This is a genomic window from Streptomyces sp. TRM64462 (assembly GCF_013362995.1).
In the GTDB taxonomy this organism is placed as follows: domain Bacteria; phylum Actinomycetota; class Actinomycetes; order Streptomycetales; family Streptomycetaceae; genus Streptomyces.
This window is the reverse complement of record NZ_JABWDV010000438.1, coordinates 7440-31459: the sequence shown is the minus strand read 5'-3', so window position 1 is coordinate 31459 and position 24020 is coordinate 7440. Positions and strand designations below refer to the sequence as shown.

Below are 24020 nucleotides of genomic sequence, written 5' to 3'. Positions count from 1 at the left end.
GCTCTTGAGCCTATCCGGCGCCGGACGGTGGCCCGTCTGGCGTCTCACCGAGCAGGATGCGTTCGAGCCCGTCACGCCCCGGCAGGTCGTCGGGGCGGACGACGTCGCCGGTCCGTACGTACACGAACGCGGCCGTGACCGATTCGAGCGGCAGGCCGTGCAGCTCTGCCCAGGCGAGGCGGTAGACGGCGAGCTGGAGGGGGTCGCCGGTGCGGTGGCGGTTGGTCTTCCAGTCGACGATCTCGTACGTGCCGGTGGCCGGGTCGTGGTAGACGGCGTCGATCCGGCCCCGGACGGTCCGGCCGGCGAGGGTGAGCTGGAACGGCGCCTCGACTCGGTGGGGTATGCGGTCGGCGTACGGGGTGCGCTCGAAGGCTTCCTTGAGGGCGGCCAGGTCGCGTTCGTCGATGATCTCCGGCTCGTCCGCGTACGCCTCGCCGCCGGGCAGCTCGTCGGGGCCCAGCATGGGCAGCGGCAGCTCCTCGAAGCGGGCCTCCACCCAGGCGTGGAAGCGCGTGCCGCGGCGGGCGGCGGGCTGCGGGGGGCGGGGCATGGGCCGTGCGAGTTCGGCCGCGAACGCGTCGGGGTCGTCCGCGAGGCGGAGCAGCTGCGAGGCGGACAGGGAGGCGGGCAGGACGACGTCACGGGTGGTGGCGCGGGCGCGCATCAGCTCGCCGGTGAGGGCGTCCAGGTCGCGGTCCCAGGAGGCGACGGCCCGGGCCTCTTCGGGGGTGAGGCGCGCGGCCGCCTGCGCTTGAGGTGGCGGTTGTGGGGGGCGCTGGTGGGGCAGGGCGTGGGGCGGTATGCCGTCGGGGGCGGGCGGGTCGTCGGACCAGGGGTCGTCGTCCCAGGGACCCCAAGGGTCATCCTGGTCGGCCTGGTCGGCCCGGTCGTCGGCCTGGACGTCGGCCTGGACGTCCTGGTCGGCCCAGGGTTCCTCAGGTGCCTCGGGCGCCTCGGGCGCCTCGGGCGCGTTGCCGGGTGGAGCCGCTTCGAGGTCGTCGGGCCACAGGACGTCGTCGGGTTCCGCGGGGCGGACGTGTTCGGGTTCCGGCTCCCTCGGGGCAGGCGGTGCCTCCAGGTAGGCCAGGACCGTGTCGGCGGCGGCGCGGCGGCGGGCCAGGGAGTCCGGGTCGAGGGGCAGGGGCCAGGCCCGGTCGGTGCCGGCGGCGGTGAGGGCCGGGTTCTCGGCGTCCTCGTCCGGTTCGTCCGCCCAGGCCTCGATCTCGCCGTACCCGGCGGCGCAGTGCTCGTACAGGGCGTGCAGGAACGCGGACGGGCCGCGGCGGCGCTTCTGCGACGGGCCCCACCAGTGCGCGGAGGCGAGGAGGAGGGAGCGGGGGCGGGTGAAGGTCACGTAGCCGAGGCGGAGCTCCTCGGTGTGCTGGTGGTCCTTCATCGCCTCCTTGAACGCCTTCAGCGCCGGGGCGTCCCAGGTGTCGATCTCCGGGAGGGTCGGGGCGTCGCCGCGCAGGGCGTGTGGGAGGACCTGCGGCTGGGCCGTCCAGGACTCGCGGGACCGGGTGCTGGGGAACTGGCCGGTGACGAGGCCGGGGACGGCGACGACGTCCCACTCCAGGCCCTTGGACTTGTGGGCGGTGAGGACCTTGACGGTGTTCTCTCCGCCGGGCAGGGCGTTGTCGAGGCCCTTCTCGTACTGGGCGGCGGTGCGCAGGAAGCCGAGGAAGGCGAGGAGGGTGGCGTCGCCGTCGAGGGAGGCGAAGCCGGCGGCGATGTCGAGGAAGTTGGAGAGGGTTTCGCGGCGGCGGGCGGCCAGGGCGTGCGGGGACGCCGACAGCTCGACCTCCAGGCCGGTGGTGGCGAGGATCCGGTGCAGGACGTCCATCAGGGGGTCGGCGAGGGAGCGGCGCAGGTCGCGCAGCTCGGCCGCGAGGCGGGCGAAGCGGACGCGGGCCTCGTGGGAGAAGGGTAGGCCGTCGTCGTGGCCGCCGGTCTCCAGGAACGTGTCCAGGGCGTCGGCCAGTGAGACGACCTCGGACGGGTCGACGCCCTCCACGGCGGCCGCGAGGCGCTCGTCGGGGTCGGACTCCTCGTCGGTGGCGCGGTGCACGAGGAGGCGGGCGCGGCGGCCGAGGAGGGCCAGGTCGCGGGCGCCGATGCGCCAGCGGGGCCCGGTGAGGAGCCGTACGAGGGACGCGTTGGCACCGGGGTCCTGGAGGACTTCGCAGACGGCGACCAGGTCGGCCACTTCGGGGAGGTGGAGCAGCCCGGACAGGCCGACGACCTCGACGGGCACGTCGCGCGCGACGAGGGCGGCCTGGATCTCGGGGAAGTCCGTCGCCGTGCGGCACAGGACGGCGATCTCGCCGGGCTCCTTGCCGGTGCGTACGAGGTGGGCGATGGAGTCCGCGAGCCAGGCGAGCTCCTCGGCCTGGGTGGGGTGGAGGGCGATCCGTACGGTGCCGTCGCGTTCGGCGCCGGGGGCGGGGCGGAGGGCCTCCACGCCCGCGTGCAGGGCGCGCAGGGGTGCGGCGAGACCGTTGGCGAGGTCGAGGAGGCGGCCGCCGCTGCGGCGGTTCTCGCTGAGCGCGAAGCGGGTGGCGGGGCGGCCGTCGGCGTGCGGGAAGTGCTCGGGGAAGTCGTCGAGGTTGGCGACGGACGCGCCGCGCCAGCCGTAGATGGCCTGGCAGGGGTCGCCGACGGCGGTGACGGGGTGGCCCGTGCGGCCGCCGAAGAGGCCGGAGAGGAGCAGCCGCTGGGCGACGGACGTGTCCTGGTACTCGTCGAGGAGGACGACCCGGAACTCGTCGCGCAGCAGGGCGCCCGTCTCGGGGCGGGTGAGGGCCAGTTCGGCGGAGAGGGCGATCTGGTCGCCGAAGTCGAGGAGGTCGCGGTCGCGTTTGGCCGCGCGGTAGCGGACGACCAGGTCGAGGAGTTCGCGGCGGGCGGTGGCGGCTTCGGGGACCTTGCGCAGGTCGGCGTTGCTGAGGCGGGCGCCTGCGAGGGCGGCGAGCAGTTCGGAGTCGTACGCGCGGAGGTCGTCGGGCCGTACGAGGTGCTCGGCCAGCTCGGCGTCGAGGGCGAGGAGGTCGCTGACGAGGGTGGGGAAGGACCGGGTGAGCGCCGGGTACGGGCCGGGGGCCTCGCGCAGGACGCGGGCGGCGAGCTGGTAGCGCGTGGCGTCGGCGAGGAGGCGGGCGGTGGGCTCCAGGCCGATGCGCAGGCCGTGGTCGGTGAGGAGCTGCCCGGCGAACGCGTGGTAGGTGGAGATGCGGGGTTCGCCCGGCGGGTTGTCGGGGTCGACGGCGTCGGGGTCGGTGACGCCGGCGCGGACGAGGGCGGTGCGGACGCGTTCGGCGAGCTCGCCGGCGGCCTTGTTGGTGAACGTGAGGCCGAGGACCTGTTCGGGGGCGACCTGGCCCGTGCCGACCAGCCAGACCACGCGGGCGGCCATCACCGTCGTCTTGCCGGAGCCGGCTCCGGCCACGATGACCTGCGGGGCGGGCGGCGCGGTGATGCAGGCCGTCTGCTCCGGCGTGAACGGGATGCCGAGGAGCTCCTTGAGCTGCTCGGGGTCGGTGATGTGTGAGGTCACCCGGAGAAGGCTAACGGGGACGTCCGACAGTCCGGTCGGGCTGTGGACAACCGGCCGGCGTGCGGCGCCGTGGGCGTCTCCGGCCCGACGCCGCGGCTACTCGACGATGTGGCGGCCTTCGGGGCGGGCGCTGCAGGAGGCGCGGAAGGCGCAGGTGGCGCAGTGCTGGCCGGCGGTGGGCGTGAAGCGCTCGTCGAGGACGCGGCCGGCGGCGGTGGCGAGCAGATCGGCCACCCACTCGCCCGACAGGGGTTCCTGGGCCTGGACGCGCGGGAGGGCGTCGCCGCCCTCCTTCTTGGGGGCGGCCTGGCGGAGGTGGACGAGTTCGGCGCCGCCGGGCTCGGGGCGGTCGCCGCCGAAGGCCTCGTCGACGGCGCCTTCGCGGACGGCGAGCTGGTAGACGGCGAGCTGGGGGTGGTGGGCGACCTCGTCCTTGGTGGGGGTCTGCTTGCCGGTCTTGAAGTCGACGACGTAGGCGCGGCCGTGTTCGTCGCGTTCGACGCGGTCCATGGAGCCGCGGATCCGTACCTGGTACTCCCCCGCCTCCAGGGTGACGTCGAAGTCGTGCTCGGTGACGGCGGGGGTGCGGCCGCCGCGGTCCATGACGTGCCAGCGCAGGAAGCGTTCCAGCGCCACGCGCGCGTGCTCCTTCTCCTGGGCCGACTTCCAGGGGGCGTCGAAGGAGAGAGCGTCCCAGACCGAGTCGAGGCGCTCCATGAGGACGGCCAGGTCGGCGGGGGTGCGGCCGGAGGCGACCTCGTCGGCGAGTACATGGACGACGGTGCCGAAGCCCTGGGCGGCGGTGGCGGGGGCGTCGGCCTTCACCTCGCGGCCCAGGAACCACTGGAGGGCGCAGGTGTTGGCGAGCTGGTCGAGGGCGCTGCCGGACAGGGCGACGGGGCGGTCGCGGTCGCGGAGGGGCTCGGGGGCGTGCGTGGGGTCGTACAGGCCCCACCAGCGGTAGGGGTGGGCCGCGGGCACGAGGGGCTGGCCCTCGTCGTCGGTGAGTGCGGCGAGCCGGGCGAGGCGGCGGGCGGCGGCGTCGCGCAGGGCCGGGGACGCGTCGGGGTCGACGGTGGTGGCGCGCAGCTCCGCGACGAGGGCGGCGACGGCGAGGGGGCGGCGGGGGCGGGCGGTGACGTCCTTCGGTTCGACGCCGAGCTCGGTGAGGAAGCGGGACGGCTGGTCGCCGTCCTCGGCGGGTGCCTTGACGGCGGTGACGACGAGGCGGTCCTTCGCGCGCGTGGCGGCGACGTAGAACAGGCGGCGCTCCTCGGCGAGGAGGGCGCCGGGGGGCAGTGGCTCGGCGAGGCCGTCGCGGCCGATGCGGTCGGCTTCCAGGAGGGAGCCGCGGCGCCGCAGGTCGGGCCAGAGGCCCTCCTGGACACCCGCGACGACGACCAGGCTCCACTCCAGGCCCTTGGAGCGGTGGGCGGTCATCAGGCGGACGGCGTCGGGGCGTACGGGCCGCTCGGCGAGGGTGTCGGCGGCGATGTCCTGGGCGTCGAGCTCCGCGAAAAGGTTCAGGGCGCCGCGGCCTCCGGTGCGTTCCTCGGCGCGGGCCGCGGTGTCGAACAGCGCGCACACCGCGTCGAGGTCGCGGTCGGCGTTACGGCCCGCGGGGCCGCCGCGCAGGGCGGCGCGGTGGAGGCGGGCGGGCCAGCCGGTGCCGTTCCACAGGTGCCAGAGGGCCTCCTCGGCGGTGCCGCCGGCGGCGAGCAGCTCGCGGGTCTCGCGCAGCAGCGCGCCGAGCCGCTGTGCTCCGCGCGCGTAGGCGGGGTCGTGCGCCACGAGCCGCTCGGGTTCGGCGAGGGCGCGCGCGAGGAGGACGTCGGACGGCGCCGGCACCTTCGCCCCCGCCGCCCGCTCCTCGTCCCGCAGCGCCCGCCCCAGTCGGCGCAGGTCGGCGGCGTCCATGCCGCCGAGGGGTGAGGCGAGCAGCGTGAGCGCGGTCTCGGTGTCGAGCCATGGGGCGGGGGTGGTGCCGGGGGACGACGGGGTGTCGGCGGTCGGCGCGGGAGGGTCCGGCTCTGATGTGGCGGTGACCGGCGTGTGCGCCGCCTCCGGAGGTGAGGTCGGGCGGAGGGCTGCTGTGGCGGTGGCGCGGAGGGCCGTCAGGAGGGGGGCGACCGCCGGTTCGTGGCGGAGGGGGACGTCGGCGCCGTCGACCTCCAGGGGGACGCCGGCCGAGGTGAGGGCGCGGCGGAGGGCCGGGAGGGAGCGGCCGCCGGCGCGGACCAGGACGGCCATGTCGTTCCACGGGACGCCCTCCTCCAGGTGGGCGCGGCGCAGGATGTCCGCGATGTTGTCCAGCTCCGTGGACGCGGTCGGGAACGTGTACGTCTCCACCCGGCCGCCCGCCCGCACCGCCCCCAGGTCGCGGTGCGCCCGCACCGTGTCCGCGGGCAGGCGCGGCAGCGGCATCCGCGTGGTCAGCAGCCGGGTCGCGGCCAGCAGCGCGGCGGGCTGGCGGCGTGACGTCGTCAGGACGGCGACCGGGGCCGGGCGTCCGTCGGGGCGCCGGAACATGTGCGGGAAGTCCAGGATGCCGTTCACGTCCGCACCCCGGAACGCGTAGATCGACTGGTCGGGATCGCCGAACGCGTACAGGGTCCTGCCCTGCCCCGCGAGTGCCTGGAGGAGCCGTACCTGGGCCGGGTCGGTGTCCTGGTACTCGTCGACGAACACCGCGTCGTACTCGGGGAGCCGCACCCTCCCCGCCAGCAGGACCGCGCGGTGCACCAGCTCCGCGTAGTCGAGGACGCCCTGCATGTCGAGCACGTCCAGGTACTCGGCCAGGAACGCGGCCGCCGCCGACCAGTCCCGCCGCCCGGTCCGTGCCGCGAAGTCCGCGAGGGCCCGCGGGCCGAGGCCGAGCTCGCGGGAGCGGGCCAGCACGGCCCGTACCTCGTCCGCGAAGCCACGCGTCGTGAGGCAGGCCCGCAGCTCGTCGGGCCAGTGGATACGGGCGAGCCCGGCGCGCTCAAGGTCCAGCTGCCCGGCGAGCAGCTCACGCACGGTGACATCCTGCTCCGGTCCGGACAGCAGGCGAAGCGGTTCCGCGAAGAGGTCGGCTTCCTGGTGGGCGCGGACCAGCGCGTAGCAGTACGAGTGGAAGGTGGTGGCCTGCGGGCCGCGTACGCCGGGCAGCCGGGCAGCCACGCGGTCGCGGAGCTCCACGGCGGCCTTGCGGCTGAAGGTGAGGACGAGGATCCGTTCCGGGTCGGTGCCGCGCTCCACGCGCGCGGCGACGGCCTCGACGAGCGTGGTCGTCTTGCCGGTGCCGGGCCCGGCCAGGACGAGGAGCGGCCCGGCGGCATGGTCAACCACGGCACGCTGCGCTGCGTCCAGGAGGGGAGGAGTCACGGGGGCCGGCGGAGTACGCACCAGTCGGTACGCGCCCGGGGTCCTGTGCCGTACCTGGTCCTGGTACGGCACACGCCGGGTGGAGGAGGAGGAACTCACGTGGATCGCCGGTCCTGGTGGGTGTGCGGGGTGTTCACGGTGCGTGCAAGGTGAGGGAGCGGTGGTGAAGGGGCGCTGCACCGCCGTATGGCGGAAGCTGTCAATTGTGAGTCATCGCACGCCCGGCGTCGCGGCCCGCGTCATCGCCGGAACCGCCGCCACCGCCGTCCCATCTGGCTCGCCGCATGTCGATGCGCGGCAGGTGGGTTCCGGTGCCGTGCGCCGACGTGGCCTCGCGCAGCGGCGTGGCCTCGCGCAGCGGCGTGGCCTCCTCACGGTAGTGGGCGAGGGCGCGCTGCTCGTGCCCGGGCAGCAGCCGTCCGTCGGCGCGCACCACGCGCCACCACGGCACGGCCCCGCCGTACAGCGCCATGACCCGGCCCACCTGGCGCGGACCTCCCTCGCCGAGCCATTCGGCGACGTCCCCGTACGTCATCACCCGGCCGCGCGGGATGAGCTCGGCGACCTCCAGCACGCGCTCCGCGTAGTCCGGAAGCCGCTCGGCACGCTCCTCAGCACTCATCCGGACCATCCTGCACCACAGGTACGACAACGCGGGCATTACACCCTGATGCTCTCCTGCGCCCCCCGGTCATGCCACCATCTTCCGGGCGGTGACTGGTGATACGAGATCAAGAAGAGACAGCGAAGGCGGAGGGACGGGACGTGCGGCCAGCGGACGTGGCGAGCGCTCCTGACGCCGAGCCGCGCCCGGACGCCGCCGACGCGCCGCGCCCAGGCGACGGCGACCGGCAGCGGTCCGGCGACGGCTCCGCCGGCGCCTTCCGCGCACGGGCGGCCAGCGGCAGGGCGACCGGCGGCGGGCCGCCGGGCGACGCGGGCCACGAGGCGCGCGGCAGCACGGGCGGCAGCGCCGACGAGGGTCCGCACGGCAGCGCCGAGGGCGGCGACCGGAGCGGTACGGGTGCCACGCCCGGCGGTACGGGCGGCACCCCTGGGGGCGCCCCGGCCGACGGCGGCACCGACGACACCAAAGGCACCTCTGGCAGCGCGGGCGAGACGCCCAGCAGCACAAGGGGCAAAGGCCCAGGCCCCGGCACCGGCGCCCCGTCCGACACGACCGGCCCCGGCACCCCCAACGGCAACACCGACGACACCCGAGCCGGCAGCGGCTCCGCCGGTACCTCCGGGCCGTCGGGCCCCGCCGGTACGCCCGGGTCGTCCGCGTCCGGCGGGGGCCACAACGACCGGGTCTCGGGCGACGAACCGCTGCTCGCCGCGCGCGTGCACCGCCCGTCCGATCTCCTGCGCCTGCTCACCGGCCTGCTGGCGATCGGTGTCGTCCTCGCCATCGCGGCCTTCGCCCACGGCACCACGTCGGGCCTGGAGCAGGACATCACCAAGGGCACGGGCCAGACCCCGGACGTCTTCGTCTCCGTCGCCGGACTCGTCTCCAGCATCGCGGTGCTGCTCGTCCCGGTCGCCTTCGCGATCGAACGGCTGATCAAACGGGACGGCCTGCGCATCGCGGACGGCGTACTCGCCGCCGTACTCGCGCACGGCGTGACCCTCGCCGTCGACCTGTGGGTGGCCAGGGGCGCGCCCGCCACCATCCAGGACGCCCTGACGCAGCCGCAGAGCGGCGGCGGCCTGACCGACCCGGTGCACGGCTACCTCGCGCCGGTCATCGCGTACATGTCGGCCGTCGGCATGGCCCGCAGGCCGCGCTGGCGGTTCGCGCTCTGGACGGTGCTGCTTCTCGACGCGTTCACCATGCTCGTGGCGGGCTACACCACGCCCCTGTCGATCATCCTGACCATCCTGATCGGCTGGACGGTCGCGTACGGCACGCTCTACACGGTCGGCTCGCCGAACGTACGGCCCACCGGGCAGACCCTGCTCGCCGGGCTGCGGCACGTCGGGTTCCGGCCCGTCTCGGCGATGCGCGCCGAGGGCGTGCCGGACACGGCCGAGCAGGGCGACCGGGGCCGCAGATACCTGGTGACCCTGGAGGAGGGCTCCCCGCTCGACGTCACGGTCGTCGACCGCGAGCAGCAGGCGCACGGGTTCTTCTACCGGGTGTGGCGCCGCCTCACGCTGCGCGGCTTCACCACGCGCCGGTCCATCCAGTCGCTGCGCCAGGCCCTGGAGCAGGAGGCCCTGCTGGCGTACGCGGCGATCGCGGCCGGCGCGAACGCGCCCAAGCTGATCGCCACGTCGGAGCTGGGCCCGGACGCCGTGATGCTCATCTACGAGCACCGGGGCGGCCGCTCACTCGACTCGCTCGCCGACGACGAGATCACCGACCAGGTCGTACGGAGCTGCTGGGAGCAGGTCAAGGCGCTGCAGTCGCGGCGGATCGCGCACCGGAGGCTGACGGGCGACGCCCTGCTGGTGGATCGTTCCGGCAAGGTGGTGATCACGGACCTGCGGGGCGGCGAGATCGCGGCGGGCGATCTGGTGCTGCGGATGGACATCGCGCAGCTGCTGACCACGCTGGGCCTGCGCGTGGGCCCTGAGCGCGCGGTCGCCGCCGCCGTCGACGTGCTCGGGCCCGACACGGTCGCCGACTGTCTGCCGCTGCTCCAGCCGATCGCGCTCAGCCGGTCCACGCGCGCGACGCTGCGGCGTCTGGCGCGTGAGCGGTCGCAGCGGGAGCGGGAGGCGGTGCTGCGGGCGTCCGAGGCGGCCAGGCAGGCCCGTCCGGAGACAGCGCAGAAGGGCGCCGTCACCAAGGCGGACCGGAAGGCCGTACGGGCGGAGAAGCAGGCCCAGAAGCGGGCCCTGGAGGACGCGTTGCACGGGGCCCGGGAGGAAGACCTGCTGGCGCAGATCCGGCGCCAGGTGCTGCGCATCAGGCCGCAGGCGCCCGTGGAACCGGTCCGGCTGGAGCGGATCAGGCCCCGTACCCTCGTCAGCCTCATCGCGGGTGCCATCGCCGCGTACTTCCTGCTCTCGCAGATCGCGACGGTCGAGCTGTCCACGATCGGGGGTGCGGACTGGGGCTGGGTGGCGGCCGCGCTGATCTTCTCGGCGCTCAGCTATGTGGCGGCCGCGATGAGCCTGCTGGGCTTCGTACCGGAGCGGGTGCCGTTCCTGCGGACGGTGGCGGCGCAGGTCGCCGGGTCCTTCGTGAAGGTCGTCGCCCCGGCGGCGGTGGGCGGCGTGGCGCTGAACACGCGGTTCCTCCAGCGGGCGGGCGTGCGGCCCGGCCTCGCGGTGGCGAGCGTGGGCGCATCGCAGCTGTTCGGGCTCGGGGCACACATCACGCTGCTGCTCACCTTCGGGTATCTGACGGGTACGCAGCGGTCGCAGGACGACTTCACACCGTCCAGGACGGTGATCGCGGGGCTGCTGACGATCGCGGTGCTCCTGCTGGTGGTCACGGCGGTGCCGGCGCTGCGCAAGTTCGTGTCGTCGCGGCTTCGCTCGCTGTTCGCGGGTGTGGTGCCGCGCATGCTGGACATGCTCCAGCGGCCGCGGAAGCTGCTCACCGGGATCGGCGGCATGCTGATGCTGACCGCGATGTTCGTGCTGTGCCTTGACGCGTCGGTCCGGGCGTTCAGCGACGGCGAGCAGCCGTTGAGCTACGCGAGTCTCGCCGTGGTGTTCCTTGCGGGCAACGCGCTCGGGTCGGCGGCGCCGACGCCGGGCGGTGTGGGCGCGGTCGAGGGCGCGCTCATCGGTGGTCTGATCCTGACCGGCGTACCCACGGAGATCGCGACGCCCGCGGTGCTGCTGTACCGGGTGCTGACGCTGTGGCTCCCGGTGCTGCCGGGCTGGTTGTCGTTCAGCTACCTGACGCGGAAGGGCGCGCTGTAGCGCCGGTGGTCCCTGCAGTCCCCGTAGCCCTGTAGCTTCGTACGGCTCCGGTCGCATCCGCCAGGAGGATCGCCCGGTCTTGCTTGCGGCTGCGAGCTCGGGGTGCCTACATTGCCGCACATGCGGCACGTACGGTCCTACACCACGCAGCAGGCGGCGCGGCTTCTCGGCGTGAGCGCCGACACGGTACGGCGCTGGGCCGACGGCGGCCGGCTGCCCACGCGCCGGGACGAGGCCGGCAGGCGGCTGGTCGACGGACCGGACCTGGCCGCGTTCGCGGTGGAGCTGGCGCGGCAGGCGGACGAGGCGGGCGAGGCGCCGTACAGCAGCACGCGCAACGCGTTCGCCGGGATCGTCACGGCCGTGAAGCTCGGGGACGTCGCCGCGCAGGTGGAGATCCAGGCGGGGCCGCACCGGCTGGTGTCGCTGCTCACGCGCGAGGCGGTCGAGGAGCTGGGCCTGGAGGTGGGCGTCGAGGCGGTGGCGCGGGTGAAGTCGACGAACGTCCATGTCGACCGGGTGCGGGGCGACCGGGTGCGGGGCGACCGTGGCTGAGCGGCGGGGGCATCGCGGCGGGTTCCGTCGGCGCGCCGGAGGCCGCGTTCTGGGGGCCGTGCTCGCGGCCGTGCTGCTGGTGCCGCTGGCGGCGTGCGGTGGTTCGGGTTCCGGGCCCGGTTCCGGTTCCGGTTCGGGTTCGGGTGACGGGGGCCGCGGGAAGGTGACGGTGCTGGCCGCCGCGTCCCTGACGGACGTCTTCCGGGCGATCGGCACCGCGTACGCCGAGGAGCACCCCGGTACGGAGGTCGTCTTCTCCTTCGCCGGCTCGCAGGAGCTGGCCTCGCAGGTACGGCAGGGTGTGCCCGCCGACGTCCTCGTCACCGCCGACCCCCGGACCATGGAGGGGCTGAAGGACGACACCGGTACGCCGGTCGTCATCGCGCGCAACCGGCTCACGATCGCCACGGCCGAGGGCAACCCGGAGCGGATCACCGGCCTCAAGGACCTCGCGAGAGGCGACCTGAAGGTGGTGCTCGCCGCGCCCGAGGTGCCCGCCGGGCGGTACAGCCGGCAGATCCTCGACCGGGCCGGGGTGGACGTGCGGCCGGTCTCGCAGGAGCCGAGCGTGCGGGCCGTGCTCAGCAAGGTCCAGCTGGGCGAGGCGGACGCGGGACTGGTGTACGCGACGGACGCCGCCACCGCGCGCGGGGACGTGGACACCGTCGACGTACCGGACGCGCAGAACGCCGTCGCCTCCTATCCGGCCGCCACGCTGGACTCCGCCGGGAACCCGGACGGGGCCCGCGCCTTCGTGGCCTGGCTGCGGTCGGCGGAGGCGCGGAAGCTGCTGGCCGGCGCCGGGTTCGAGACGCCGTGAACACGCCCCGGCGGGTGCCCGCCGCGCTGGCCGTCCCCGCCCTGGTGGCGGTGGTCTTCCTGCTGCTGCCGCTCGCCGGGGTGCTGGCGCACGCGCCGTGGGGGACGCTGGCGCGGCGGCTGACCACGCCCGCCGTACGGGAGGCGCTGGGGCTGTCCCTGGTCGTGTCGGGATGGGCGCTGGCGCTGTCCCTGCTGCTGGGCGTGCCGCTGGCGTGGGTCCTCGCGCGCGTGGACTTCCCCGGTAAGGCCCTGGTGCGGGTGCTGGTGATGCTGCCGATGGTGCTGCCGCCGACGGTGGCGGGTGTGGCGCTGTTGCAGGGGTTCGGGCGGCGCGGGCTGCTGGGCGGGGTCCTCGACGACTGGTTCGGCGTGACACTGCCGTTCTCGACGGCGGGCGCGGTGGCGGCGGCGGCGTTCGTGTCGATGCCGTTCCTGGTGATCAGCCTGGAGGGCGCGCTGGCCGGACTGCACCCGCGGTACGAGGAGACGGCGGCCTCCCTGGGCGCCTCGCCGCTCCGGGCGTTCTGGACGGTCACGGTGCCGATGGTCGCGCCGGGGCTGGTGGCGGGGGCCGCGCTGTGCTGGGCTCGGGCGCTGGGCGAGTTCGGCGCGACGATCACTTTCGCCGGGAACCTGCCGGGCACGACCCAGACGCTGCCGCTCCAGGTGTACCTGCTGCTGCAGAACGACCCGGAGGGCGCGGTCGCGGTGTCGCTGCTGCTGCTCGTGGTGGCCACCGGCGTGCTCGTCGCGCTGCGGGGCCGCTGGCTGGGCCGCCCGTCGGCCCGCGAGGCCCGGCCGGGTGCGCCGGGGGCCTCGGAGGAACCGGAGGGCCGCGCGCTTCCGGGTGCGGTTCCGGGCGCGTTCCCGGACGGCTGGACGGGGCGGGACGGCCGCGACCTGCCGGGCGACGGTACGGATGGCACCGGGGACGCCGCGGCCGGTGACGCGGCCGGTGACGCGGCCGGTGACGCGGCCGCCGGTGTCGGAGGAGGCCGGCCGCTTGTCGCGGAGGTGACCGGGGCCACCGCGGTCGGGCTGGACGTCCCCGGTGGGACCACCGTCGCCGTCGTCGGGCCCAACGGGGCCGGCAAGACGACGCTGTTGCGGGCGCTGCTGGGTCTGACGCCCCGCGCCACGGCCACGTCCCTGCACCTGGGCGACGGGGACCTTGCGGGGGCGCCGCCGCACCGGCGGGGGATCGCGTGGGTGCCGCAGGACGGGGCGCTGTTCCCGCATCTGTCGGCGCTGGCGAACACCGCGTACGGGTTGCGCGCCCGGGGCGTTCCACGGGCCCACGCGCGCGTGGAGGCCCGGAAGCGGCTGGACCGGCTGGGCGTCGGCCATCTCGCGCACCGCCGCCCCGCCGAGCTGTCGGGCGGCCAGGCGCAGCGGGTCGCGCTGGCGCGGGCGCTCGCGGCGCGGCCACGGCTGCTGCTCCTGGACGAGCCGCTGGCCGCGCTCGACCAGACCACGCGCGCGCGGGTGCGACACGCGCTGCGCCGGCACCTGGCGGGGTTCCCGGGCGTGTGCCTGATCGTGACGCACGACCCCGTGGAGGCCGTGTCGCTGGCGGACCGGGTCCTGGTCCTGGAGGACGGGCGCCTGGTGCAGTACGCCGAGCCGGGTGAGGTGACGCGGCATCCGCGTTCGCCGTGGGTGGCGCGCATGCTGGGCCGCAACGCCTGGCAGGGCACCGTACGGGACGGCGGCGGCCTCGACGTGACGGGCGGCCCTGACGGCCCGGCGGGCGGCGTCCGCCTGGTGACGGCCGCCGACCCCGCACCCGCCGACGGGACGCCCGCCCTCGCGGTCGTCGCGCCGGAGGCGGTGTCGCTGCACCGCACCCGCCCGTCCGGGAGCAGCCCCCGCAACGTGTGGCGGGGCACGGTACGGGAGCTGACCGCGCACGGCGCCCGCCTGCGGGTCCTGGTGGCGGGCGCCCCGGCACCGGGCCTGGACCTGGTCGCCGAGGTGACCCCGGCGGCCGCGGCGGACCTGGGGCTCGCGGAGGGCGCCGAGGTGTGGGCCAGCGTGAAGGCGACCGAGATCACCGTCGTCCCCCTGTAGCCGCCTGCCCGGGCCGCACGGCCCGCAGCGCTACCTGCCATAGGCGGGCGTCACCCGCGGCCACCCGCATGGCTGCCCGCGCAGGCGCCGGGCGGGCGGCGCGCCGATGATGGATTCATGCCGATGACTCGCGCCGCCCCGCGTACCGCCGCCCTTCGGCGTACGACGCGCCTCGCCGCCTCGGCGATCGCCACCGCCGTGCTCCTGGCGTTCGGCGCGGCGGGCTGCGCCGACGGCGGGGACGGCGGGGCGGACGGCGGCCGCAGTCCCATGCGGGACCTGGCCGCGCAGAAGCCGACGTGGCGGGCGTGCACCGCTCCCCCGGACGCGGGGGCGGGCGGGACCGCGCCGTCGCCGCTGCCGGACGGCACCCGGTGGGAGTGCGCGTTCATGGACGCGCCGCTGGACTACGCCGAGCCCGGCGGCGAGACCGTCGAGCTGGCCCTGATCCGGGCGAAGGCCCGCGACCAGGCCCAGCGGATCGGCTCCCTCGTCTTCAACTTCGGCGGGCCCGGCGGCTCCGGCATCACCGGCCTGCCGTCCTTCGCCGCGGACTACGAGTCGCTACGCGCGCGATACGACCTCGTCAGCTTCGACCCGCGCGGCGTCGGCCGCAGTGAGGGCGTGGAGTGCCTGGGCGACCGCGCGCTCGACGCGTTCTTCTCCCAGGACGCGACGCCCGACAACGCCGCCGAGCAGGAGACCCTCCGGAGCGAGCTGAAGCAGTACGCGGAGGCGTGCGACGAGAACTCCGGGAAGATGCTGCCGCACGTCGGTACGGAGAACGCCGCACGCGACATGGACCTGATGCGGCAGGTGCTCGGCGACGACAAGCTGTACTACTTCGGCATCTCGTACGGCACGGAGCTCGGCGGCGTGTACGCCCACCTGTTCCCCCGCCACGTCGGCCGCGCGGTGTTCGACGCGGTCGTCGACCCGACCGCGACGGCCGGGGAAGGCGCCCTGGGACAGGCGAAGGGGTTCCAGCTGGCGCTGGGCAACTTCGCGCAGGACTGCGTGGACCGGGGTGACGCGTGCACCCTGCCGGGCAGCACCCCCGCGGAGATCGAGCAGTTCGTCACCGCGTTGCTCGACCGGCTCGACCGGCAGCCCGTCGACGGCATCGGCGACCGCAAGCTCACGCAGACGCAGGCGGCCAACGGCATCCTGCAGGCGCTGTACTCGAAGGAGTACTGGCCGTACCTGGAGCAGGGCCTGGACGAGGCGGACGGGGGCAACGGCGCGCTGCTGCTGGCCCTGTCGGACTCGCTGAACGGCCGTGACGAGAACGGCAACTACAACAACCTCCAGGCGGCGAACGCGGCCATCAACTGCGTCGACGACAAGCAGCGGTTCACGCTGGACCAGGTCAAGACCAGGCTGCCGGAGTTCCGCGAGGCGTCCCCGGTGTTCGGCGACCTCCTCGGCTGGGGCCTGCTCGGCTGCAGCCAGTGGCCCGTGCCCGGGACGTGGGAGCACCCGGACGTCAGCGCGCCCGGGGCGCCGCCGATCCTCGTGATCGGCACGACGGGCGACCCGGCGACGCCGTTCGAGGGCGCGAAGGCGATGGCGCGGGCGCTCGGCAAGGGCGTGGGCGTGGAGGTGACCTACCGGGGCGAGGGGCACGGCGCGTACAACGGCGGCGACGCCTGTGTGAAGCGCGTCGTGGACGCGTATCTGCTGGACGGCAAGGTGCCGGCCTCGGGAACCGTCTGCCCGTGAGGGGTTGTCCACAGGGCGAGGCGGGCTGTCGCGGGCGGCGCCTACGATGACGTTCGACAGGTGGGTTTCCGGGATCGGTCGAGGTCATCCGGGGGTGTCCGGGTTATCAGGGCTACCAGGGCTATCAGGGTGGGGGGAAAGATGTCCATGCGGGTGAGGGCCGTGGCCATGGCGGCCGGGGTGGCCCTGCTGGCCGGTGCGGTCGCCGGCTGCCAGACCGGGAACGGCACGGGCAGCGGTGCGGGCAATGGTGCGGGTAGCAGTGCGGGCAATGGTGCGGGGAGCAGTGCTCCAGGCAAGCCCGGCAGTTCCGCGGGCATGCCGGCGCTGCCGGCGTCGCTCACGGACCAGAAGCCGGACTGGCGGGGCTGCGAGGCGCCCGACGGCGGTGAGGCGCCCGGGTCCGGGTGGCGGTGCGCGACGGTCAAGGTCCCTCTCGACTACGCGAAGCCGGACGGGGCGACTCTCGATATCGCGCTCGTCCGCAAGGAGGCCCGCGACAAGGGCGACCGTATCGGCGCGCTGCTGTTCAACTTCGGCGGTCCTGGCTCTTCCGGCGTCGAGATACTGCCGTCCGCCGCCGACGAGTACGGCGCGCTGAACCGCCGCTACGACCTGGTCGGCTTCGACCCGCGGGGCGTGGGGCGGAGCTCGGGTGTCGTGTGCCGGGACGACGAGGAGCAGGCGGCGGCCGAGAAGCGCGTCGACCTGACGCCGGACACGGCGGCCGAGGAGGCCGCCTACCTGAAGGACGCGTCGGACTTCGGGGCGGGCTGCGCCCGCCGGTCCGGCACGGTCATCCGCCACGTCACGACGAACAACACGGCCCGCGACATGGACCTGGTCCGGCACGTCCTGGGCGACAAGAAGCTGAACTACTTCGGCTTCTCGTACGGGACGCAGCTCGGCGGCGCCTACGCGCACCTGTTCCCGAAGAACGTCGGCTGGACGGTGCTGGACGCGGTCGTCGACCCGACATCGGACGCGACGGGCCACGCACGGAACCAGACGACCGGTTTCCAGCGGGCCCTGAACAACTACTTCGAGTCCACCGGCGAGGGCGCCGAGGCGGGTACGGCGCGCGTGGCGCGGCTGCTGAAGCGGCTGGACCAGAAGCCGCTGCCGACCAGCGGCGGCCGTGAGCTGACGGAGAGCCTGGCGCTGACGGGCATCGTCCTGCCGCTGTACTCGGAGAGCAGCTGGCCGGCGCTGACGACCGCGCTGGAGGAGGCGGAGAGCGGCCGGGGCGACGCGCTGCTGCGGCTCGCGGACCTGTACAACGACCGCGGCCCCGACGGGAGTTACGGCACGGACAGCCACTCCCAGCGGGCGATCTCGTGCGCGGACAGCAAGCAGCGGCCGACGCCGGCCGAAGCCAAGGCGCTGCTGCCGGAGTTCCGGCGGATATCGCCCGTGTTCGGTGAGTTCCTGGCCTGGGACACCGCCGGCTGGTGCGCGAACTGGCCCGTGGACGGCGAGTGGACCACGCAGGACGTGAGCGCTCCGGGCGCGGGCCCGATCCTGGTGGTGGGGACGAAGGGCGATCCGGCGACGCCGTACGAGGGTGCGCCCCGGATGGCGGACGGGCTCGGCGATGACGTCGGCATCCTCGTCACCAACGAGGGTGAGGGCCACGGCGCGTACGGCACGTCGACGTGCGTGACGCGGACGGTCGACGACTACCTGCTGCGGGGCAAGGTCCCGACGGACGGCAAGACCTGCTCGTAACACCGGCCCCGGACACAGGAGGAGCCGAGGACGCGGGAAGGGGGCCGGTCCGAGCGGTCCGGCCCCCTGCCCGGGAGCGATGTCCGATGTCCAATGTCCGGACGTCCGGTCAGTAGACCGGCTTGTGCGGCTCGATCTGGTTCACCCAGCCGATGACGCCGCCGCCGACGTGAACGGCGTCGGAGAAGCCCGCGGACTTCAGGACCGCCAGGACTTCCGCACTGCGGACACCCGTCTTGCAATGCAAGACGATCTTCTTGTCCTGCGGCAGGTCCTGGAGGGCGGCGCCCATCAGGAACTCGTTCTTCGGGATCAGCCGGGCGCCGGGGATCGAGACGATCTCGTACTCGTTGACCTCGCGGACGTCGATGATGTCGATGTTCTCGCCGTCGTCGATCCACTCCTTGAGCTGCTTGGGAGTGATCGTGGAGCCGGCCGCCGCCTCCTGGGCCTCCTCGGACACGACGCCGCAGAAGGCCTCGTAGTCGATGAGTTCGGTGACGGTCGGGTTCTCGCCGCAGACCGCGCAGTTCGGGTCCTTGCGGACCTTGACCTGGCGGTACTGCATCTCCAGGGCGTCGTAGATCATCAGGCGGCCGACCAGCGGGTCGCCCACGCCGGCGAGGACCTTGATGGCCTCGGTGACCTGGATGGAGCCGATGGACGCGCAGAGCACGCCCAGGACGCCGCCCTCGGCGCAGGACGGGACCATGCCCGGCGGCGGGGGCTCCGGGTAGAGGCAGCGGTAGCAGGGCCCGTACTCGGACCAGAAGACCGACGCCTGGCCGTCGAAGCGGTAGATGGAGCCCCAGACGTACGGCTTGTTCAGCAGCACGCACGCGTCGTTGACGAGGTAACGGGTGGCGAAGTTGTCCGTGCCGTCGACGATCAGGTCGTACTGGCTGAAGATGTCCATCACGTTGTCGGCTTCCAGCCGCTCCTCGTGAAGGACCACGTTCACGTACGGGTTGATGCCGAGGACGGAGTCGCGCGCGGACTCCGCCTTGGAGCGGCCGATGTCCGACTGGCTGTGGATGATCTGGCGCTGCAGGTTCGACTCGTCGACCTCGTCGAACTCCACGATGCCGAGCGTGCCCACACCGGCCGCCGCCAGGTACATGAGGGCGGGCGAGCCGAGGCCGCCGGCGCCCACACACAGCACCTTGGCGTTCTTCAGCCGCTTCTGTCCGTCCATCCCCACGTCGGGGATGATCAGATGGCGGGAGTACCTGCGGACCTCGTCTACGGTGAGCTCGGCAGCCGGCTCGACCAGGGGTGGCAGCGACACGGGGACTCCGTTGGTCGTATGTCAGTACGGGACTACCCCCGCGCGGGCGGGGACTACATGTCCCGTAACACTGCCACGGCCCTCCTCATTCCGAGACACCCGGTCCGATCTGCGAGACGATTTCGTCCCAGTAGCCGGGCAGGGCCGAGAATGGGTTGGTTTGTCCTGTGCGGTCGGTGAAGAAGATCGTTCCGGCGCCCTGCCACCGGGCGATCCGCATGGCCTCGTCCAGATGAGTGCGGGGCACTCCGTGAACGAGGTGCGCGAACCGTTCCGGCGGATGGTCGGCCGTCCACTCCTCAGCCTGTGACCAGCGGTATTCCGTCCACGGCCCGGCGAAGGTCACGAGCTGGTCGGCGATCTCCGCGTAGCCCGGGTACGGGTGCGTGCCGTGACCGAGCACGAGATGGCCGCCGTCCGGGTCGTCGCCCTCCTCCAGCACCGTCTCCAGGGTCGCCGTGAGGCGCCGCACTCCGGCCAGGTCTTCCCGCTCCGTGGGACAGCCGTCCAGGAAGTAGCCGTCCACGCGGTACCAGTCGAGATATCGCTGGGCGTCCGACACGAGGTCCCCGTACGTGCGCCGGCCGGTCCCCGCGAGGTGGCCGAGGACGCGGACGCCCGCGTTCCGCAGCCGGGCCGCCGCTTCCGTGCAGTGCGGGTCGGGCCGGACGCCGGGGCCGTCCGCGACATTGAGGACGGCCCAGTGCACCGGGGTGCCCGGCCGGGTCAGCTCCGCCCATTCGACGGGCGCGAGGAGCGGGTGGGCGTAGCCGGGGATGCCGAAGCCGAGCCTCTCGGCACCGGTCGCGGAGAGGTCGTCGGTGCCGGGTCTGGTCAGATGCGGCATGCCGCCTCCATCCAGATGTCGGCCAGCGACTCCTCCAGGTTGATCCGGGGCCGCCAGCCGAGCCGGTCGCGTGCGGTGCGGACGTCGGCCTGCTGCCAGCCGCCGCAGCCGTCGGGGTACGGATGCGGAGGGGGCGGCAGGTGGTCGCCGAGCGAGTCGGCGCGCTGCGCGGCGATGGAGGGCCGGGCGGGCGGCCCGTCCAGCTCGTGGAGGGCGCCCGTGTACCCGGCGACGCGCGCGAGGACACCCGCCGCGTCCCGGAGCCGTACGGCACGGCCCGTGCCGATGTTGACGACGCCCTGCGCGGCCGACAGCGAAGCGGCGTGCACGGCGCGCGCCACGTCCCGTACGTCCACGAAGTCGCGCTGGACTCCGAGGCCACCGAGTTTCAGCTCGCCGTCGCCGGACTGCATGGCCCGGCGCAGGGCCTCCGCGAGCCGGCCCAGCGGCGAACCGGCCGGGGTGCCGGGGCCGACCGGTGAGAAGACCCGGAGCACGACGGCGTCGAGGCCGGCGCCCAGGACCAGTTCGGTGGCGGCGAGCTTGGACACGCCGTACGGGCCGCCGGGCCGGGGCACGGCGTCCTCGGCGGTCGACGAACCGGGCTGTGCGGGCCCGTACTCGGACGCGCAGCCGACCTGCACCATGCGCGCGCCGCAGCGGCTGCGGCGCAGGGCCTCGCAGACGGTGGCGACGGCGACGGTGTTGTGCCGGGTCAGCTCGCGGGCGCCGCCCCGGGTGGCACCGGCGCAGTTGATGACGACACCGGGGTGGACGGCGTCGAGGAACCGGGTGAGCGCGCCGGGACTGCCGTTGGCGAGGTCGAAGCGGACGTCGGAGTCGTCGCGGCGGCCGAGGGCGGTCAGGTGCACCGCCGGGTCGGCGAGCAGCCGGTCGGCGACGAAGCGGCCGATGAATCCCGTGGCACCGAGCAGCAGCACCCTCATCGCGCGCCCCCTTCGCGCCGGCAGGCCGTGGTCGGGGATTGGGGGGTCATCTCGTGTGTCTCCTCGGTCGAAGGTCGAAGGTTCGAAGGTCAGACGTCGAAGGTCGAAGGTCGCGGGTCGATGGTTCGAAGGGTGGTTCAGGCGTGGGCGGGCGCGTGGGCGGAGGCTCGGGCGAGGGCCCTGGTGGCGTGGGCCAGCAGGGCGAGGGCCGCTGCCCCGCAGGCGAGGGTCGGTACGGAGGCGGCGCCCCAGGTTTCGACGGCCGCCCGCACCGGGGCCGACAGCGCGTCGCAGCCCGGGAGCCGTCCGGCCAGCAGGGACGCGCAGGCGACGGCCTCGGCGGCGCAGGCGGCGGCGAGTCCCGCGCTGGCCGACTCGGCGTAGCCGTGGACGGTGAGCAGCCGGGCCAGGAACAGCAGCGTGCCCAGTGCGGCCGCAGGGGCGAGCGCCCCGGGTACGGTGCCGGGCACCAGGCGGACCAGGGCGAGCAGGCCCGTGAGCGCGGCGAGGTGCAGCGCGACGACGGCGAGGAGCAGGGGCCGGGCGCGCGCGGTGAAGTCGGTCAGGCCGCGGCTGCCGGCGAGCCGGTGCCGGGCCCGCACGGCGAACAGCCGGGCGCAGGCGGCGGCCGGGAGCACCGCGAGGGCGAGCCCGACGAGCGGTGCCGTGACCGGAGGCCAGGGCCTCTCGGGGCCGCCGCTGATCAGCTCCGCGAGCAGCCCGTCACCGTACGCGGCGTACGCCAGGAGCAGCACCGTCCAGGCCCGCGCGCCGTGCAGGGCGCGGCCGGGGGCGCGGAGCGGGCCGTGCCGCAGGCAGTGGACGAGCGCCGCGGCGACCGCAGCGGCGCCGGCCACCGTGACGGCGAGCCGCAGCGGCCCCGACGTCAGGGCGTGCCCGGCGACGGCGAGCCCGCAGACGGCCCCGGGGAGCAGCGCGCTGAGCACCCAGTACCGTTCCCGCCGTTCCCGCACGGGACCGGCCTCCGCGTGCCCCCGGCCCTGGCCCTGGCCCAACGGGGCGTCGGCCGGTGACGCGGTGCCGTCGTCGTCGCCGCCTCGGGGCACGCGCGCGTAGAGCTCCTCGGCGAGCGAGAACACGTCCCGGTGCCGGAAGCGGGCGGCGGTGCGGTCGGTGACGCCGTGCGCTTCGAGCCCCGCGGCGATCTCCAGCGGATCGACAGCCCGCTCGCACAGCTCCCGGTGCCGGTGCAGCAGCACCTTCACGGGGTCCACGGAACCGCGCCGGACGACACCAGGCGCGGTGCCCGGCATGCCCCCCGGCCCGGCGCCGGGCGCGGCCCCCTGCGCGGCGCCCTCAGCCGTCCCGGGCCCAGTCCCGGGCCCAGTCCCGGTCCCGGTCCCCGGCCCGGGCCCCATACCCGTCCGCGCCTCAGACATCGCCGCCCCCAGCCGTCGTCGCGCACGCCCAGGCGGGCGCGGGGCGCGGGGCGGCCGTCCAGTGCCCCGGCACGTACGCCTCGGCGGGGTGCGCGAACGGTACGGGCCCGCCCTGCGCGTCCACGGCCTCGGCGTCGCGGCGCACCGGCGCGAGCGACAGGAGTTCGAGGTACAGCGCGCGGAAGGCGGCGAGGTTCTGCTCGACCGTGAACAGTTCGAGTGCGCGGGCGCGCGCGGCGGCGCCCAGCCGTTCCCTGCGCGCCGGGTCGCGCAGCAGCGCGACGCACGCGTCCGCGAGCGCCCGCGGATTGCGCGGGGGCACGACGAGCCCGGTGCCCCCGATGACCTCGACGACCGCGCCGACGTCCGTGGAGACGGTGGCCCGCCCGCACAGCATCGCCTCGATGAGGCCGACCGGGAAGCCCTCGACCACGCTGGACAGGACGACGACACAGCCGGCGGCGTACGCGTCGGGGAGTTCGGGCGCCTCGGGCCCGCCAATTTCCTCGAAGGAGACGGGGTTGTCCCCGACGGCGTGTGCGCCGGCGGCCTCGTCCGGGAAGAGCTGGGCGGCGAGCGCCTTGCAGTGGGCGAGGTACGTCGCGGCCTGCGGGTCCATGACGGGCGCGGCGACGATCCTCAGCCGGGTCTCGGGCTCCTGCCTGCGTACCTCCGCGAAGGCGTGCAGCAGGGCCACGAGGTCCTTGGCGGGCTCGACGCGCCCGACCCACACGAGGGTGCGCGGATCGCCCCCGTCGGCGCCCTCGCCCACGCTGGCGAACCGTTCCGCTTCGAGGCCGGGGTACACCGTCCGCAGCTTGGCCCGGTCGGCGCCGCACCGTTCCTGCCAGCGGCGGGCGTGGGTGTTGCCGGGCGTGATCACGGCGGCCTGGCGGTAGACCTCGGTGGCCAGCCGCCCGTGGAATGCGGCGAGCAGCGCGCGTACCGGCGCACTCGGCGGAGCCCCGGCCGCCCCTGCGCTCCCCGTCGCGCCCGTCGTCCCCACAGCCCCCGTCGCGCCCGTCCTCCCCACAGCCCCCGTCGCCCCCACAGCCCCCGTCGCGCCCGTCGCGCCGGCGAGGTAGTGCGCCCGCAGTTGCACGCCGTACTCGGTGACCAGCAGCGGAACCCCGAAGAAGCGTTTGCCCAGAAGCCCGGGCAGCGCCGCGACGCCCCCCGAAGCGGCATGGCACAGGTCGACGGCGCCGAGCCCGTCCGCGCCGTACCAGTCGAGCGACAGCGGGCGCAGGGCGCGCTCCAGCTGGTCCGCGAAGGCGAGGTAGTCGGGGACGGTCGCGGGCTGCACGCCCCGGCGTGCGCCGGGGGCGCGGCAGGCGGCCTCCAGGACCCGGGCGGCGCTCTCGGAGCGGAGGGCGGCGCACAGCCCGCCGCGGTCACGGGCGAGTTCCGCGAGCCCGTAGAGCCCGGCCGCGAAGGCGTCGTCACCCGACGGTTCGGCACGGCACAGGGCGGTGGCCAGCGCCTCGAAGTGCTCGGTGAAGCGGCGCCGGTCGCGCCGTCCGTAGCTGTGGCCGTCGTCCGCGGGGGCCCAGAGGGCCGCGGTCCGTACCCGCTGGACGTGCCGCGGCAGCGGGACCCGGCCGCCGTCCTCCTGTCGCGCGCTGCGGCTCAGCGCGTAGACGTCGAACTCGTGCTGCGCGAGCCCGCGCACGAGCCGGTCGCACCAGAGCCTGGACTCACCCGACGCATACGGGTAGCCACCTTCCGTGAGCAGACCGATCCGCACGAGTACACCCCCGATCTCCCTTGTGTCCGGCCGCCGTTGATCCGGCGACTCGCGGCGGGGACGACGGTAAGCGGACAGAGCGGTCGCGCG

Annotated in this window: 14 protein-coding genes; 6 read left to right on the top strand and 8 right to left on the bottom strand. The window is 74.8% G+C overall.

The features are described 5' to 3' along the window. Positions 1 to 10: 10 nt before the first annotated feature. The 3 genes from HTZ82_RS28195 to HTZ82_RS28185 form a co-directional block, all read right to left on the bottom strand. The gene (locus HTZ82_RS28195; protein WP_175412206.1) at positions 11 to 3556 is read right to left on the bottom strand and encodes an ATP-dependent DNA helicase; all 3546 of its coding nucleotides are present in this window, start codon (positions 3554 to 3556) and stop codon (positions 11 to 13) included. Between the two features lie 96 nt (positions 3557 to 3652). Then, positions 3653 to 7021, bottom strand: coding sequence for an ATP-dependent DNA helicase (locus HTZ82_RS28190; protein ID WP_175412205.1), 3369 nt, complete (start codon positions 7019 to 7021; stop codon positions 3653 to 3655). A 100-nt stretch (positions 7022 to 7121) separates the two neighbouring features. Next, positions 7122 to 7544 (bottom strand): MGMT family protein, encoded by a 423-nt coding sequence (locus tag HTZ82_RS28185; protein ID WP_175412204.1) that lies wholly within the window; start codon positions 7542 to 7544, stop codon positions 7122 to 7124. Positions 7545 to 7687: 143 nt separating this feature from the next. On the opposite strand from HTZ82_RS28185, the gene HTZ82_RS28180 reads away from it, so the two are divergent. The 6 genes from HTZ82_RS28180 (at position 7688) to HTZ82_RS28155 (ending at position 17701) form a co-directional block, all read left to right on the top strand. Next, the gene (locus HTZ82_RS28180) at positions 7688 to 10804 is read left to right on the top strand and encodes a flippase-like domain-containing protein (protein ID WP_309235734.1); all 3117 of its coding nucleotides are present in this window, start codon (positions 7688 to 7690) and stop codon (positions 10802 to 10804) included. A 120-nt stretch (positions 10805 to 10924) separates the two neighbouring features. Further along, positions 10925 to 11359, top strand: a complete 435-nt coding sequence (locus tag HTZ82_RS28175) for a molybdopterin-binding protein (protein ID WP_175412203.1) — start codon at positions 10925 to 10927, stop codon at positions 11357 to 11359. Between the two features lie 58 nt (positions 11360 to 11417). Then, positions 11418 to 12179: a molybdate ABC transporter substrate-binding protein gene (modA, locus tag HTZ82_RS28170; protein WP_375540867.1), complete on the top strand. Its 762-nt coding sequence runs from the start codon at positions 11418 to 11420 to the stop codon at positions 12177 to 12179. Beyond that, entirely contained in the window at positions 12176 to 14251 is a 2076-nt protein-coding gene (locus HTZ82_RS28165) for an ABC transporter permease (RefSeq protein ID WP_175412201.1), read from the top strand. Before modA ends, HTZ82_RS28165 begins: the two co-directional genes overlap by 4 nt. A gap of 117 nt (positions 14252 to 14368) precedes the next feature. Continuing rightward, entirely contained in the window at positions 14369 to 15973 is a 1605-nt protein-coding gene (locus HTZ82_RS28160) for an alpha/beta hydrolase (RefSeq protein WP_175412200.1), read from the top strand. A 141-nt stretch (positions 15974 to 16114) separates the two neighbouring features. Then, a complete protein-coding gene (locus HTZ82_RS28155) occupies positions 16115 to 17701 on the top strand; it encodes an alpha/beta hydrolase (RefSeq protein ID WP_254712168.1) in 1587 nt (528 codons plus the stop codon). 109 nt (positions 17702 to 17810) lie between these two features. On the opposite strand, the gene moeZ is transcribed toward HTZ82_RS28155, so the two are convergent. The 5 genes from moeZ to HTZ82_RS28130 form a co-directional block, all read right to left on the bottom strand. After that, entirely contained in the window at positions 17811 to 18989 is a 1179-nt protein-coding gene (moeZ, locus tag HTZ82_RS28150) for an adenylyltransferase/sulfurtransferase MoeZ (protein WP_175412199.1), read from the bottom strand. Between the two features lie 85 nt (positions 18990 to 19074). Beyond that, the gene (locus HTZ82_RS28145; protein ID WP_175412198.1) at positions 19075 to 19836 is read right to left on the bottom strand and encodes a spherulation-specific family 4 protein; all 762 of its coding nucleotides are present in this window, start codon (positions 19834 to 19836) and stop codon (positions 19075 to 19077) included. Beyond that, positions 19824 to 20783: an NAD-dependent epimerase/dehydratase family protein gene (locus HTZ82_RS28140; RefSeq protein ID WP_175412197.1), complete on the bottom strand. Its 960-nt coding sequence runs from the start codon at positions 20781 to 20783 to the stop codon at positions 19824 to 19826. Before HTZ82_RS28140 ends, HTZ82_RS28145 begins: the two co-directional genes overlap by 13 nt. Positions 20784 to 20920: 137 nt before the next feature. Further along, complete coding sequence (locus HTZ82_RS32820; RefSeq protein WP_309235733.1) at positions 20921 to 22018, bottom strand: hypothetical protein; 1098 nt, start codon at positions 22016 to 22018, stop codon at positions 20921 to 20923. Positions 22019 to 22175: 157 nt separating this feature from the next. Further along, positions 22176 to 23930 (bottom strand): DUF3492 domain-containing protein, encoded by a 1755-nt coding sequence (locus tag HTZ82_RS28130; RefSeq protein WP_175412196.1) that lies wholly within the window; start codon positions 23928 to 23930, stop codon positions 22176 to 22178. Positions 23931 to 24020: the final 90 nt, after the last annotated feature.

Bases quoted from the DNA above. Each gene is read 5' to 3' on its own strand.
- HTZ82_RS28175 (WP_175412203.1), top strand. From the start codon at position 10,925: ATGCGGCACGTACGGTCCTACACCACGCAGCAGGCGGCGCGGCTTCTC.
- HTZ82_RS28140 (WP_175412197.1), bottom strand. From the start codon at position 20,783: ATGAGGGTGCTGCTGCTCGGTGCCACGGGATTCATCGGCCGCTTCGTC.
- HTZ82_RS28160 (WP_175412200.1), top strand. From the start codon at position 14,369: ATGCCGATGACTCGCGCCGCCCCGCGTACCGCCGCCCTTCGGCGTACG.
- HTZ82_RS28185 (WP_175412204.1), bottom strand. From the start codon at position 7,544: ATGAGTGCTGAGGAGCGTGCCGAGCGGCTTCCGGACTACGCGGAGCGC.
- HTZ82_RS28155 (WP_254712168.1), top strand. From the start codon at position 16,115: ATGTCCATGCGGGTGAGGGCCGTGGCCATGGCGGCCGGGGTGGCCCTG.
- HTZ82_RS28145 (WP_175412198.1), bottom strand. From the start codon at position 19,836: ATGCCGCATCTGACCAGACCCGGCACCGACGACCTCTCCGCGACCGGT.